Raw genomic sequence first — 15067 nt, forward strand, 5'->3', positions numbered from 1 at the left:
ATGAGGACAAGGGCAGCGCGGTCGACACCAGCGTGTTTCGCGCTCCCCGAACCCGTGGCTCGTGGACCCTGTCTCGGCTGGGCACGCGCCTTGCCAGGACAACGGCACGCCGGAGACGACCTACCGGCCTTGGCCCAGGTGGTGGGACCGATCGATGTGTCTGGCAACATCGGCTGCCAGGGAGTCCATCTCGGCCGGGTCGCCCTCCCCGGGACGCACGATATGCGTGCGGCCCACCTGGCCGTGATAGAGCGTGAGTCGAGAACGGTTCGGGGTCATGGCAGCCTTCGTCACCGACACCCAGGTGCCCGATCTGTCCTGCCCAGCCCCGTGAATGCGGTAGCCCTCGTCGTTGAGATCAACGAGTAGCCGCATACGCCGAGCAGACCAGATCGACCCGACGATCATGAGCAGTCCCAGCCCGAGCAGAATGGCCGAGAGGACGATCCATCCCGTCGACCAGTGGGTGACCAGGGAGAACACCAGCAGGAATGCACCAATGAGGGTGACGACCCCGCTGATCACGAAGGCACCGATTGGGGGTTCGGGCCTGAGGACGTGCCGAATCGTCCCGTCCGGCAACGTCTGCACCGTTATCGCCTCGGCCATGACAACCACTCCCGTCTCATGGAGAGCCTCGCGGCGAGAGTGGGATTCGAACCCACGGAGGTTGCCCTCGGCCGCTTTCAAGGCGGCTGCACTCGTCCACTATGCGATCTCGCCACACCTCCACACAATGGAGGATGGGTTCATCATAGCGGTGAATCGACGCAACGACACTTCTGCCGCGCCGAGACTGTGGCAGGCTGGCAGACATGTACGCGATCACTGTGCGACCGACAGACACGACCGACGCCAAGGGTCGACACCGTCCCGGCCCGGAGAACATGGAGTGGACGCAGGTTCCCACCCCCACCCCGGCATCCGGCGAGGTGCGGGTGGCCGTGAAGGCCGTCGGCATGAACCGAGCCGATCTGCTGCAGCGGCAGGGCCTCTACCCGCCCCCACCCGGCGTGAGCGAGACCATGGGGCTGGAGGTGTGCGGCACCATCGACGCCCTGGGCGACGATGTCGACGGTTGGCAGATGGGTGACGAGGTCGTCGCCCTGCTGGCCGGAGGCGGGTACGCCGAGCAGGTCATCGTGCCAGCCGGCCAGCTGCTGCACATGCCCGACGGTGTCGAACCGGCCGTGGCGTCAACCCTGGTGGAGGTGGCAGCCACCGTCATCTCGAACATGGATCACGTGCACCTGCATGAGGGCGAGACGATCCTCGTCCACGGCGGGGCCGGCGGCATCGGCCAGTTCGCCATCCAGTACGCCAAGGCCCGCGGCTGTCGGGTCATCGTCACCGCCGGCACCCAGGAGAAGCGTGACTTCTGCCGCGAGCTGGGGGCAGACGTCGCCATCGACTACCACGAGGACTGGGTGGCGGCCGTCAAGGAGGCCACCGACGGTGCGGGGGTGGACGTCATCCTCGACATCATGGGGGCGAAGTACCTGGGCGCCAACGTGGACTCCCTGGCCATGGACGGACGACTCGTCATCATCGGCATGCAGGGTGGCGTCAAGGGTGAACTGCGCATTGACAAGGTGCTGGGCAAGCGCGCCACAGTCACTGCGACAAGCCTGCGATTCCGTGACCTGGCCGACAAGGCACGTATCTGCCGGTTGGTCGAGGAGCAGGCCTGGCCGATGTATGCCAGCGGTCAGATCAAGCCAGCCCCGGTGGAGACCTTCGCCCTGCCGGACGCCGCGGACGCCCACCGGCGACTGGAGTCCGGGGAGGTGCTGGGCAAGATCGCCCTCACGCTGTGACGAGGCATACCAAGCAGCCCGATGCGTCTTACCGGAGTCATGAGGAGGGCACCGTCATCGTACGTGGCGGTCGGACCTGCCCAGTGGCCACTGATCCCTGCCTCCGGCTGACAACTCTCTGGCCACTCCGCGAGTCCCCCAACGCATCTCGACCGCATATTCATTTGCAACTCTGCATAGATATGCGTTAGCATCATGGCGTGTCCAAGGTACTCAATGAACTTCCATCCGGCGAAAAGATCGGCCTCGCATTCTCCGGAGGCCTCGACACCTCGGTAGCGGTGGCGTGGATGCGATCCAAGGGAGCGATCCCGTGCACCTACACCGCCAACATCGGCCAGTACGACGAGGACGACATCGAGTCGGTTCCCGGTCGCGCCCTCGACTACGGCGCGGAGATCTCGCGGCTGGTCGACTGCCGCGCAGCCCTCGTCGAGGAGGGCCTCAGCGCCCTGGCCTGCGGCGCCTTCAACGTGCGCTCGGCCGGCCGCCCGTACTTCAACACCACCCGATCGGTCGCGCGGTCACCGGCACCCTGCTGGTGCGCGCCATGGCCAAGGACGACGTCTCCATCTGGGGGGACGGCTCCACCTACAAGGGCAATGACATCGAGCGGTTCTACCGCTACGGCCTGCTCGCCAACCCACAGCTGCGCATCTACAAGCCCTGGCTCGACGAGGGATTCGTCAAGGAGATCGGTGGCCGTGACGAGATGAGCGTCTGGCTCACCGAGCACAACCTGCCCTACCGCGACTCCAAGGAGAAGGCGTACTCCACCGACGCCAACATCTGGGGTGCCACCCACGAGGCCAAGACGCTCGAGTCGCTCGACGTGTCCATCGAGTCCGTCGAGCCCATCATGGGCGTGAAGTTCTGGGACCCGGACGTCACCATCGACGCCGAGGAGGTCTCGGTGACCTTCGAGCAGGGCGTCCCGGTGGCCATCAACGGCGTCGAGTACGACGACAAGGTGACCCTCGTCCTCAAGGCCAACGAGATCGGCGGTCGGCACGGTCTGGGCATGAGCGACCAGATCGAGAACCGCATCATCGAGGCCAAGTCGCGCGGCATCTACGAGGCCCCCGGCATGGCGCTGCTGTACATCGCCTACGAACGGCTCGTCAATGCGGTCCACAACGAGGAGACCATCGAGACGTACCACAACGAGGGACGTCGGCTGGGACGCATCCTCTACGACGGTCGCTGGCTGGATCCGCAGGCCCTCATGGTGCGCGAGTCGCTGCAGCACTGGGTGGCCAGCGCCATCACCGGCACCGTGACCCTCAAGCTGCGTCGCGGGTGGGACTACTCGATCCTCAAGACGCAGGGCCCGCGCTTCTCCTACCACGCCGAGAAGCTGTCGATGGAGCGTGTCGAGGGGGCGGCGTTCAGCCCGACCGACCGCATCGGCCAACTCACCATGCGCAACCTCGACATCGCCGACACTCGCGAGAAACTCGAGCTGTACTCCTCCCAGGGACGCCTGGCTGGCCAGGCCGACTGGGTGGGTTCGTTGGCCGAGGGAGGCGCCAAGGCCATCTCGTCATCCTCCCATGAGGACGACGACGCCCAGCGCTCCCTGGACCACGCCGCGATCGACTTCGGGGTCGACTGACCCTCACCATGACCTCGGGCTCCCCGGCTCGGGGTTGTCCCCAGGTCCTCGGACACCCCTCCCGGTGGCTGCACACGCTCGTCTAGAGTTGGGCCGTGCGCAGCTATCGGGAGGTTCTTGCGATCCGGGAGGTCTGGACGACCATCCTGCTCAGTGCCCTCACTCGCCTGCCCATCTTCGGGTTGACGATGCTCATCACCCTGCACGTGGTGGAGACCCTGGGAATGAGTTACCGGCTCGCCGGTGCCGTGACGACGTTCGTGACGATCTCGTCGATGATCTCCGCCCCGTGGCGCGGCTCGATGACCGATCGCAGGGGGCTGCGTCGCACGATGATCCCGTCGATCGTCGTCATGACGGCGGTCTACGCCGTCGCCCCGTGGTTGGGCTACTATCCCCTGCTGGTCATCCTGGCCCTCGGCTACCTGTGGAACTACCCGATCTACACCATTCCCCGTCAGGTGCTCATCGCCACCGTGCCGCTGCGCAAGCGCCGGGCTGCGCTGAGTCTGGACGCGGTGTCCATCGAGATCTGCTACATGTTCGGACCGATGGTCGCCATCATCATTGCCTCGTCCGTGGGCACCCGCGCGACGATGATCGGCTGTGCCGTACTGGCGGCGCTCGGAGCCACCGGGCTGACGATCCTCGATCCACCCATCGCCGAGACGAGTGGGGCCGCATCCGAGAGGCAGACCCCCAGCAGCTCATCACCCGACCCGCGTTCTGCCACGGAGCCCGTCGCCCCGACACAGTCCTCGACCACCGAGACGCTGGCGGTGGAGGAGACGGCACGCGATCCCGACGCCCCCACCATCGACGTCCCCACGGCGCATCCCTCCACGACGTCTGCCCTGGCATGGGTGAACCGATTCACCGTCGCCATCCTCATCGGATGTCTGGCCGCCGGATATACCCTGGGCGGTATCGAGCTCACGACGGTCGGTGCCATGCGAGAGATGGGCAGCACCCAAGCCATCGGCTGGGTGCTGGCCTTCTCCGGGTTGGGATCGGCACTGGGTGGCACCATCTACGGGGCATTGAACCGTTCGGTGCCCATGCCCGCTCTGCTCACCCTCATGGGCCTGACGGCAGCTGCGACCACCCTGGCCACCTCTCCCCTGCAGGCTGGCCTTATCCTGCTGATCGGCGGCCTGTTCGTCTCCCCGACCCTCACCGCCAGCATCGACCAGCTGACCAACCTCACCCCACCCAGCAGGCGTGGCAGCGTCATCGGGTGGCAGGGCTCCTTCCTCAATGCCGGGGTGGCCATCTCCGCACCGACGATCGGTGCGGTCATCGACGGGGTCGGCTGGCACCAGGCGTTCATCCTGTCCGGGGTCGTCGCCGCCGTCATCGGCCTGGCGGTGGGAGCCGTCATGCGCACCAGGAGCAGCTGACAAACGCCCGGAACTCATTCGACCAGACTCCACGCATTCGACCAGCCCTGGGATCACCCCATCCCTACGGGATCGTCTGCCCCACCGAGGTGAACACACGAGCCACCCCGGGCTCCCCCCGTCGGTCCCAGCCCCCGGTGCGTGCGATCCTCGGTGTGTACGGTCCTCGGGAAGGCAGTTCCGGCAGCTGCCCCTCACGTGGTCGACTCAGTGGTCGGATGACCTCGCATCCGGCTGGTCCGGATCCCCGGGAACGACCGTGCCGGGGATGACATCCCCAGACCCGGGCTGCGAGCTCACGTCTCGGACGTGCTGCCCATCCTTCCCAGACTGCGGACGTCCCTCGGCGTCAGCACGGGCGTTGGCCCGTTCGCGCACCTGTTCCTCGGCCGATGAGGTACTCATCGACTCGCGCAGGGTGTGCACCTTGGCGCGACGACGGGCCTTCTCATCCTCGACATCCCGATCGGCCCGGGGAAGTTCGTCGATCCTGGGGGTACGTCCCAGGTAGACGACGATGTCGCCCATCTTCGGATTGCCCATGTCCTCGGTGGCCACCACCGTCGAGCCGGGACGCACGATGAACAGGATGACCGCCCCGGACACGTAGTGGGTGAACTGGTCCCAACCGAACTGCTCGGTGATGGGCAGTGCACGCACCCGCTGGCCCTCACGCCAGTGCCGCTCCATCTCGGCATGGGTGAGTCCCGGGTTGAACGCCGTTCGGGCCTTGAGGGTGGAGACGGTGCCCGTGGTGCGATCCTTGGGATGGCCCTCGTCGGCACGTCTGACCTGGAAGACGTTGGCCCGGCTCAGGACACGTCGGTACTGCACTGCGGCAATGGAGTTGGTGTTGTCGTCGGGAGTGCACGCCACCATGTAGTTGATGCCCGACAGGTCCATCTCCTCCACCGCGTACTCGCTGAGGAAATCGGCGGCGACGGTGCGCAGACCAGCCTTGCGGGCGGTGTAGAGGTCATAACTGCGACGGGTGACGATGAGGGTCGGCACGTCCAGGGAACGCAACAACTTGGCCGCGTCGACGGCCCAGGGCGGCGATCCGGCGAACATGACGCCCCGAGGCTTGGCGCTGGCCAGGCCGAGTCTCTCCGCCAGCCGTCCGATCCCCAGGCCGTAGATGGCCACGGTGCACACGATCATGAGGAAGACGATCGGCACCAACTGGTCCACCTGGTCGGAGAGCCCAGCGAGGTTCTGGGCGAAGGAGGAAAGGTCGGCAGCCCGCTGCGGATCGGTGGCCATGAGCTGTTCGGCCTGGTGGGCGATGGAATCGGCGGTGTCGGCGAAACCCAGGGCGAAGACGGAGGTCACCGAGGCGGCGACGATGCCTCGCGGGGCCATGAATGCCATGAGCACCCGCTCCTGGCGGGTCGTCTCGGTGCCGTGCAGGCCGATGAACACCGAGAGCGGGCGGATGAGCAGCACCGAGATGACGACGAAGGCCAGCCCGACTGGCAGCACCCGGACGATCTCGTCGGGATTGACGCGCCCGGCGAGCATGATGAACAGCGCCCCGACGAGCAGGATCTGCAGATGTTCCTTGAACTCGACGACGACGTCCAGCTCGAGGTCCTGGTTGGCCAGGAAGATGCCGAGCAGGGTCACCGCCATGAGCCCGGACTCCTCCTGGATGAGGTTGGCACCCACGACGGTGCCACAGGCCACCGCGACGAAGATGACCCCCTGCAGGAAGTCCGGGATGAGCAGGCGCCGCAGCATGAAGGTGAGCAGCATGCCGATGGGGAAGGCGACGAGCACCGAGACCACCATCGTCCAGCCCAGCACGGCCAACCCGTGGCCGATGTGGTTGCCCCCGATGGACGTGATCGCCTGGTAGACCAGCAGGGCGAGGATCGCGCCGATGGGGTCGACGACGATGCCCTCCCAGCGCAACAGGGCCGAGACCCGTCTGGTGGGGCGCACCTGACGCAGGATCGGGTTGATCACCGTGGGGCCGGTGACGACGAGCAGGGCCCCCAGCAGCAGGGCGACCCGGATGTCCATGCCGAGCAGATGCGCGGCGAGGGCCATGAGCAGCCATGCGATGACGACCGTCACCGAGCACAGTCTGAGGATGGGTTTTCCGAGGTCACGCACCTCCCGGAGCTTGAGGGACAGCGATCCCTCGAAGAGGATGATGGCCACAGCGAGGTTCACCCCGCCGAAGAGCAGACTCTGACCGAACATCTCATCGGGGGTGACCCACTGACCGAGTGCGAAACCGATGATGAGCAGGAAGAGCAGCGCGGGCAGCTTGAGTCGCCAGCCGAGCCATTGAGCAGCCACGGCCAGCACCAGGACGAGGGCCAGGTACGTTGCTGGATTCACTTCGCAAGCTTAACCGAGGAGACGGGTGGGAACGAGCCGTGTTTCACCCCAGGCCCGCCGGAACGATCACGCCCACCGCATAGCGAAACAGCCATGTTCACTCCGCGTTCACGTGAATCTGGCAATCTGTAACCCATGACGTTCTCCCCGCAGCTCGTGGCCCTGGACATTGACGGCACCATCGTGGATCGCGAGGGGCGTCTGCCAGATTCCGTCAGGGAAGCCGTCCACCGAGTGTGCCAGGCGGGAGTGCCCGTCGTCCTGGCGACGGGACGAGGGGTGACCGGAGCCATCGGCGTGCACGAGGAGCTGGGGCTTCCATCAGGTCTGCTCGTCGTGTCGAACGGGTCGGTGCTGGCACACAGCGATCCGCTGCGCGTGGTGAGCAGGCACACCTTCGATCCCTCCCACGTCATCGACGAGGTGCTGCGGATCCATCCACAGGCGCGTATTGCCGTGGAGGAGGTGGGCGTGGGTTTTCGCGTGAGCAAGCACTTCCCCGACGGTGAGCTCGCCGGTGAGATCCATGTGGAACCGATCGAGGAGCTCAAGGCCACCCCTGCGACCCGCATCATCGTGCGTGACCCGGATGCCTCCCCCGACGTCTTCGTCGAGTTGGCGGACCAGCTGGGGATGACCGGGGTGACGTATTTCGTCGGCTGGTCGGCCTGGCTCGACATCGCTCCCCGTGGGGTGACGAAGGCCTCCGGACTGCAGGAGGCGTGCGACATGCTGGGAATCCCCGCAAGCGCGGTGCTGGCCATCGGTGACGGCAACAACGACATCGAGATGCTGCGCTGGGCCGGCCGGGGAGTTGCCGTGGGAGATGCCCTCGAACAGGTGCGAGCCGCCGCCGACGCCGTCACCGCGGATTTCGACGACGACGGTACCGCCGTCGAACTCAACCGCTGGTTCGGCTGAGCGCCGACCCTCAGCGCATCCGTGTGCAGGCGAGCACCCCGCGCGGAACCTCGCACTCATCGCCCAGGTCCATCGGCGCGATACGGCCGGCACTGCGTGCTCTGAACAGCTCGGGTAGCAGACGGGCCGCCAGTGCGGCCGGCGAGATGGTGTTGACGTAGATCTTCGTGCCACCCTCGAAACCGGCCAGGGTCGACACCCGCAACTTGAGGTTGACCCGCCACGGCACCGGCACGCCGACCCCGACCGGGCGGTGGTGCCACTCCTCGTTGCACGGCACGTGCGGGCCCACCGCCACGTGCATGGCGTGCAGCAGGTCTGCCACGGCACCGATCTCCTCGTGTGTCATGCGCCACGGCTGGTCCAGGGCGCTCGTCGACCAGATCTCCACCGAGGGGTATCGGTGGCCGAAGCCGACGACGGAGACCTTGCCGATCTGGTCGTCGTAGAGCAGCTGCTCGAAGCCGATCTCGGCCTGGGCGGCGCGGATGGCCTCGATGGCGCGGCGGCCGTCGGTCATGGGCAGGGTGAAGGACAGGTCGGTGCGCCCGTTCATCACCCGCGAGGCGTTCTGGACGATCATGTCGATGTTGATGTCGGCGCGCGCGACGATCTCGAAGATCTTCGCGGCGCGTCCGATCGAGTCGGGGATGCCCGCGATCGTGATCTTCGCCTCGGAGCGGTCGTGGCAGACCCCCGAGATGATCGCTTCTTCCATGTCCGGCATTGACGCTTCCCTCTCTTCCTCGGAGTCCGAGACGTCCATGACCCATGTGCCCGGCTTGTCCGAGAAGGACGAGCGCACGTGCACACGCACGTCCCCGCGACGGGCGTACTCGACGCAGCGCAGGTGCAGCACCTTCGCGCCCGAGGCGGCCGTCTCGAGCATCTCCTCGTACGAGATGGACGGGATGCCGCGGGCTCCGGGGACGATTCGCGGGTCGGCGGTGAAGATGCCGTCGACGTCGGTGTAGATCTCGCAGAAATCGGCGCCCAGGGCCGAGGCGAGAGCCACGGCCGTCGTGTCGGAGGCGCCCCGGCCCAGGGTCGTCACGTCCTTGGTGGTCTGCGAGACCCCTTGGAATCCCGCGACGATGACGACGTTCCCGCCGGCCAGGGAGGAGACGATACGGCCGGGGGTGATGTCGATGATGTGGGCGTTGCCGTGGGCGGCCGTCGTGATGACCCCGGCCTGCGAACCGGTGTAGCTGCGCGCCGGGACGCCGAGGTCGGACAGGGCCATGGCGAGCAGGGCGGCCGACTGACGCTCACCGGTGGTGAGCAGCATGTCGAGCTCGCGCGGGGCGGGCTGCGGCGACACCTCGAGGGCCAGGTCCATGAGGTCGTCGGTGGTATCACCCATTGCCGAGATGACCACGACGATCTCGTTGCCGGCTTGCCGGGACGCGGCGATCCTGCGCGCAACACGCTTGATGGACGCGGCATCAGCCACGGAGGAGCCACCGAACTTCTGGATGATTCTCGTCATGAGGCCTCCCTGCGCCTGGGGACTGACGACAGGGCGATTTTACACAGGCCACCCGTGTCGGGGGACTCACTGCGTACATGAACTGACGACACAGGCAGGAGCGACAGGCAGGATACTTCCTCTATACAGAATTTTGCCCGACGTACGCAGAGAAATCCGGCTCTTCAGGATCCAGGGTGTAGTTGTGACTTGACTGTGTGAGAGTCTGCTGTAGTTGGCCTGTGAGGCCGGGGTGCGTGGGGGAGGACCCTGCGCGAGGATCGGAGTGTCTTAAGTCCCGTCCTCGTGAATCGCAAGGTCCTCCATGAACCACGCTACCTTCGGCGCCCCCGACCTGACCACATTCGCCCGTCTGGACGAACTCGGCCTGGAGGTCACCGGCCAGCTGATCAGTGACGAGGAGACGGTCCTGGCCTGCCGGGTCGTCGAGACTGACGACTGGTGCCACCGGTGCGGATGCCAGGGGATCCCACGTGACACGGTGGTCAGGCGCCTGGCCCATACCCCGATGGGCCACCGGCCCACGATCCTTCAGATACGGGTACGCCGGTACCGGTGCACCGGCTGCGGACACGTGTGGCGCCAGAACACTGACCAGGCCGCCGAGGCGAGGGCGAAACTGTCGCGGGGCGGGCTGGCCTGGGCGCTGGAGGGCCTGGTGCTCGATCACCTTCCGGTCTCCCGTATCGCCGCTGGTCTGGGGGTGGACTGGACCACCGCCAACGATGCGGTGCTGGCCGAGGGCACCCGCCGGCTCATCGACGACCCGCACCGCTTCGAGGGCGTGGAGGTCATCGGGGTCGACGAGCACGTGTGGCGCCACACCAGCCGTGGTGACAAGTACGTCACCGTGATCATCGACCTGACACCGCTTCGCGACGGCACCGGGGCCTCCCGGCTGCTCGACATGGTGGCGGGACGTTCCAAGAAGGTGTTCAAGACCTGGCTGGCCGGCCGCGACCAGGCCTGGCGCGACCGCATCCAGATCGTGGCGATGGACGGGTTCACCGGCTTCAAGACCGCAGCCGCCGAAGAACTCCCGGCCGCGGTCGAGGTCATGGACCCCTTTCACGTGGTCCAGCTCGCCGGCGACGGCTTGGACCAGGCCCGCACCCGGGTCCAGCAGGACACCACGGGCCACCGGGGCCGGGCGGGCGACCCCCTCTACGGGGTCAGGCTGACTCTGCACACGGGCCGGGACCTGCTCACCGACCGTCAGGCCGCACGCCTGGAACAGGTGTTCGCCGCCGACGCCCACGCCCCGGTCCAGGTCACCTGGGCGGTCTACCAGGAGATCGTGGCCGCCTACCGCGCCGAGAACCGTGCCGAGGGACGGGAGATCATGGCCCACCTCATCGACGCGATCGCCACCAAAGCCCCGAAGGCCCTGCCCGAAGTGGTCACCCTGGGCCACACTCTCAAGAAGAGAGCCGCCGACATTCTGGCCTACTTCGACCACCCCGGGACCTCGAACGGGCCTAGTGAGGCCATCAACGGCAGACTCGAACACCTCCGCGGCATCGCCCTGGGCTTCCGCAACGAGGTCCACTACCGACTCCGAAGCCTCCTGGAGACCGGAGGATTCAGACCCCGACTACACCTTGGATCCTGAAGAGCCAGAAATCCACAGGAAAGATTTACAAAAAATGACCCATCCTTGTGTCACCTCTTACTAACACGACGTCAGAACTAGCGGTGCTGGAGTAGAGTCCGCTTCACGCGGATCGGGACACCGATGGCCCCAAACGCATGCTCAGGGATGAGCGCGCAGTGATCCCACGAGAAGGAAGGCTGAGGGTCATGAACGACACGAGGATCGAAGTAGATCTACTGGGCGAGCGCAAGGTCCCCAACGACTGCTACTACGGAGTACATACTCTTCGTGCTCTGGAGAACTTCACCATCTCACGGGGGTGCATGAACGACGAGCCAGACTTCATTCGCGGCATGGTCTTCGTCAAGAAGGCCTCCGCGCTGACGAACAAAGAACTCGGCGCACTGCCCGGCGATGTCGCCGATGCCATCGTCGCCGCATGTGACGCAATTCTTGACGAGGGTCGGTGCATGGATCAGTTCCCCACCGACTCCTTCCAAGGAGGCGCAGGAACCCCGTGGTCACTCGCCGGGGCACCGGCGAGTGACCACTTCCCGCATGCCCTCCCATGAATGCCGCCCGAATCGCAGGGGGCACATCCACACGACCGTCGCGGGCAGGAAACCCCGCCGCACACACGCACTCCCCATCCTCCCAGAATTCTTGAGTCGCGCAGTTCAGGACGACTTCATCCCGTCTGAAGTCCATCAGTACATTCCATGAAGGAAATACCCATGACATCGTCACACATCAAACGCCGCTCACTCCTGGCCGTCGGAGCGACCCTGACCATCAGTGAGCTCCTGTCCGGATGCCACGAGAACTCAACGAAGAGCGGGAGCGGCTCACCGGAACCACAGCACAGTCCCACCGAGAAGGCCACGGTCCACCACATCGTCGTTCTCTCGACCGGTGGCACCATCGCGAGCACCCATGACAGCAAGGGTGCCGTGGTCCCCACCGTCTCGGGCGAGGAACTCGTCAAACCGGTGTACGACGCTTTCCCGAAGGGCACGCTCCACTTCGAGGTGCAGAAAATCGCCCAACTCGACTCGTCGGCCATGACCCTCGACGACACCGACCACGTCATCCAGGCCGTGCTGCGGGCGCTGGGCCGGGCGGAGGTGAGCGGCGTCATCGTCACGCATGGCACCGATTCGATGGAGGAGACAGCTATCGCCCTCGACACCTTCGTCAGCGGAAACAAACCGGTCGTGCTGACCGGTGCCATGCGCCCCCACGACGATCCCCACCCAGACGGCCCGTCGAACCTCACTCTCGCCGTACGAACGGCCACGGATGCGCACAACCGCGGCAAGGGTGTCTTCGTCGCCTTCGGCGGCAAGGTCTTCCACGCCCGCGGTCTGCACAAGGCGGACACGCAGAAGGAGGACGGTTTCGCGACGAACTGCCCCCACGGTGTGAAGCGTCCGGCCCCGCTACCCTTCAAACCGCTACGGGACGTGCGTGTCGACATCATCGCCGCCTACCCGGGCGCACCGGCCACACTCATCGACTCGTCGATCGATAACGGCGCCCAAGGTCTCGTCATCGAGGGCATGGGTGACGGCAACATCGGCAGCACATTCGCTGATGCCGCAGTGCGAGCAGCGACCCGCCACCACGTCCCCGTCGTGCTCACCACCCGCGTGGACGCGGGCCAGGTCGCGGGCGTGTACGGCGGCGCAGGCGGAGGGGCGACGTTGGCCGAGAAGGGGATCATCAGTTCCGGCCCGCTGCGAGCCGGACAGTCCAGAATCCTCGTGGCAGCTGCGTTGGCGACCGGCACCGATCCCAGGAAACTGTTCTGACCCCGCAAGACGCCCCGGCTACAAATAGCTGGTCGGATGCGATCCGAAGTGCCTTGGGTCTGCTTCCGCAGTTGGCCGGTTGCAGCCGGGACGTTGTCCTTGTTGTCTCCGAATGAATCAACCGGGGCCAAGATCCCGGCAGCGGTCGGTGCACTCGGAAGACATGCGCCAAACCGGGCTCTGCTGTGCGACGCGGTAGCCGCTGCCCCCTCTTCTCTGTTGACCCGTATCAAGATGCCCGCGTTTTGAGTTTGGTGCAGGACAGATGGACGGTATTGCGTTTGACTCTGTGTTCGACCCGGCCGCGGCGATGGGCAAGTTCGAGCAAGTTGGCGTAGATGAGCGCGATCTGCTCGCGGGCGGTGACGGGGTCGGCTTGGGTGAGTTGCTGAGCCAAGGCGTGCCGGTCGGTGGCGTTGCAGGAGCCGTTGGTCTGTGCGCACCGGTTGCCTGGGGCGACGCGGGCCAAAGTCGATGCCTGTAGCCCGTTGGCAGATCATCTTGCGGGCATGGCGACGGTGCCACTCGGTGACCCAGCAGATCGCATCGAGGATCTCGGTCTTGACCTGCCCGATCGTCTTGGGATATTTCCGGCTTTTCGCGATTCGACGTCGCATATCCAGTGACTAACTCGGAATTACACCGGGCCATGGAGGCACCCATCAACTCGCCGCATCCTCCATGGCCTGCCGGGCTTCTTTGAGCAAGTCACGCATCGCATGTTCAGCCATACCCCCTCGACGCGACGCGACAGCAGCCCCGACCGCCCGATGAAGGTCGATGGCGTCTGGATTTGGGGCAAACGGCATGAGTTCAGTTCGACACCGAAGTACAGACTCCACAACCGACATCTGCGCCGCGAACAGTGGGTTGCCGCTCGCCGAGAGCAACGTCGTATGGAAAGCGATGTCGTGTCGGAGGTAAGCGTGAAGATCGCCGTCAACCGCACTCGCCGTCATCCCTGCTACCGCAGCCCCCATCTGTGTACACTGCTCGGCGGTGGCGGTACTGGCCGCAAGTTGAGCGGCCGTCGGTTCAATAGCGCTGCGTAACTGACTGATCCACTCCAATTCCGCAAGTTCCGCAAGCCGGTTCGGCCCTTGGAGTTGCCACTGGATTACTTGGGGAGCCATAACGTTCCACTCACCCATGGGCTGAACGATCACTCCAACCCGACGGCGGGACCTCACCAGACCCAACGATTCAAGAATCTTCACGGCTTCGCGTGACACAGACCGAGACACTCCGAACTCCGCTTCAAGCTCGTCGAGACGCATCGAGTCGCCCGGCCTGAACTCGCCACCGACGATGCGCGCGCCTACAGCGTTCGCCACTGTCGACGTCAAGCGCTCCTGAACCATGGGGCCTCATCCTACTGAAACCGAGGCGCGCGACCGTGCCACACGGGTGTCGCAGCGATGGGCTGCGCAACAGCGACCACGAAGTCATCTGATCTTTCGAGCCTCCTGCGTTGACTCATCATACGTTTGCACTACGATGGGGCGGTCAACGCAGACACGCAAGGAGACCTCATGCATACCATCGGGCAGCCCCCGCTCGCCATCGTGATGGGCGTCTGTGGGGCAGGAAAGACCGTTGTTGGGCAGGCCTTGGCAGCACGGCTCACGGTCCCGTTCATTGATGGTGATGACCTGCACCCCCAGGCGAACATCGACAAGATGACAGCCGGCCACAGACTTGACGACAGCGACCGGCAACCTTGGCTCCGCCGTATCGGCGAATGGTTTCGCGAACACCACCACACCGGAGGCGTCGTCGCGTGCTCAGCGCTCAAGAGGTCCTATCGCGATCTTCTCCGCGACGAGTGCCCTGAGGTCGTATTCATACACCTACGCGGCGACCAGGCAATCGTCAACCAACGAGTGGCCGAGCGCAAGGGCCACTTCATGCCGGCGTCACTCGTCGAGTTCCAATACCGCACATTGGAGCCGCTCGAGTCCGACGAACGAGGAATCGAACTGGATTTTTCCGCAACCGTCGACGACCTCGTCGATCGTGCGAACGCCTGGGTCGCACGGTAACTACTTCACCCTCACAAGGCCGAACGGCC

At 65.5% G+C, this 15067-nt stretch carries 11 protein-coding genes, 1 tRNA gene and 2 pseudogenes; 9 read left to right on the forward strand and 5 right to left on the reverse strand.

All coding sequences use genetic code 11. The annotated features are described in order from the left end of the window. Positions 1-120 precede the first annotated feature (120 nt). Together ACP8JZ_RS08670 and ACP8JZ_RS08675 are read right to left on the reverse strand one after the other, a co-directional pair. Complete coding sequence (locus tag ACP8JZ_RS08670) at positions 121-609, reverse strand: hypothetical protein (RefSeq protein WP_484482420.1); 489 nt, start codon at positions 607-609, stop codon at positions 121-123. 31 nt (positions 610-640) lie between these two features. Then, positions 641-723, reverse strand: a tRNA-Ser gene (locus tag ACP8JZ_RS08675). 92 nt (positions 724-815) lie between these two features. Between ACP8JZ_RS08675 and ACP8JZ_RS08680 the strand changes: the two genes are divergently transcribed. The 3 genes and pseudogenes from ACP8JZ_RS08680 to ACP8JZ_RS08690 all read left to right on the forward strand — a co-directional run bounded on the left by ACP8JZ_RS08680 (position 816) and on the right by ACP8JZ_RS08690 (position 4832). Then, positions 816-1817 (forward strand): NAD(P)H-quinone oxidoreductase, encoded by a 1002-nt coding sequence (locus ACP8JZ_RS08680; protein WP_484482421.1) that lies wholly within the window; start codon positions 816-818, stop codon positions 1815-1817. Between the two features lie 200 nt (positions 1818-2017). Beyond that, positions 2018-3432: pseudogene (argG, locus tag ACP8JZ_RS08685) on the forward strand (argininosuccinate synthase). A 95-nt stretch (positions 3433-3527) separates the two neighbouring features. Continuing rightward, complete coding sequence (locus tag ACP8JZ_RS08690) at positions 3528-4832, forward strand: MFS transporter (protein WP_484482422.1); 1305 nt, start codon at positions 3528-3530, stop codon at positions 4830-4832. A 207-nt stretch (positions 4833-5039) separates the two neighbouring features. Here the strand turns inward: ACP8JZ_RS08690 and ACP8JZ_RS08695 are convergent, their stop codons facing one another. Next, a complete protein-coding gene (locus tag ACP8JZ_RS08695) occupies positions 5040-7163 on the reverse strand; it encodes a cation:proton antiporter (protein ID WP_306516704.1) in 2124 nt (707 codons plus the stop codon). 153 nt (positions 7164-7316) lie between these two features. On the opposite strand from ACP8JZ_RS08695, the gene ACP8JZ_RS08700 reads away from it, so the two are divergent. Continuing rightward, positions 7317-8102 (forward strand): HAD family hydrolase, encoded by a 786-nt coding sequence (locus ACP8JZ_RS08700; protein ID WP_484482423.1) that lies wholly within the window; start codon positions 7317-7319, stop codon positions 8100-8102. 10 nt (positions 8103-8112) lie between these two features. Here ACP8JZ_RS08700 and ACP8JZ_RS08705 read toward each other — a convergent pair whose 3' ends face one another. Then, positions 8113-9591, reverse strand: a complete 1479-nt coding sequence (locus ACP8JZ_RS08705; RefSeq protein WP_484482424.1) for an aspartate kinase — start codon at positions 9589-9591, stop codon at positions 8113-8115. 304 nt (positions 9592-9895) lie between these two features. On the opposite strand from ACP8JZ_RS08705, the gene ACP8JZ_RS08710 reads away from it, so the two are divergent. The 4 genes and pseudogenes from ACP8JZ_RS08710 (at position 9896) to ACP8JZ_RS08725 (ending at position 13480) form a co-directional block, all read left to right on the forward strand. Continuing rightward, entirely contained in the window at positions 9896-11203 is a 1308-nt protein-coding gene (locus ACP8JZ_RS08710) for an ISL3 family transposase (protein WP_484482414.1), read from the forward strand. A gap of 188 nt (positions 11204-11391) precedes the next feature. Then, a pseudogene (locus ACP8JZ_RS08715) lies at positions 11392-11700 on the forward strand (lyase family protein); the annotation flags it as partial. A 219-nt stretch (positions 11701-11919) separates the two neighbouring features. Next, complete coding sequence (locus ACP8JZ_RS08720; protein ID WP_484482425.1) at positions 11920-12996, forward strand: asparaginase; 1077 nt, start codon at positions 11920-11922, stop codon at positions 12994-12996. A gap of 265 nt (positions 12997-13261) precedes the next feature. Then, the gene (locus ACP8JZ_RS08725; protein WP_306516644.1) at positions 13262-13480 is read left to right on the forward strand and encodes a hypothetical protein; all 219 of its coding nucleotides are present in this window, start codon (positions 13262-13264) and stop codon (positions 13478-13480) included. 178 nt (positions 13481-13658) lie between these two features. Here the strand turns inward: ACP8JZ_RS08725 and ACP8JZ_RS08730 are convergent, their stop codons facing one another. Beyond that, positions 13659-14357, reverse strand: a complete 699-nt coding sequence (locus ACP8JZ_RS08730) for a FadR/GntR family transcriptional regulator (protein WP_484482426.1) — start codon at positions 14355-14357, stop codon at positions 13659-13661. A 171-nt stretch (positions 14358-14528) separates the two neighbouring features. Between ACP8JZ_RS08730 and ACP8JZ_RS08735 the strand changes: the two genes are divergently transcribed. Then, positions 14529-15038, forward strand: coding sequence for a gluconokinase (locus ACP8JZ_RS08735; RefSeq protein ID WP_484482427.1), 510 nt, complete (start codon positions 14529-14531; stop codon positions 15036-15038). Positions 15039-15067 lie beyond the last annotated feature (29 nt).

Source organism: Cutibacterium sp. LaCa_286, from assembly GCF_057198075.1.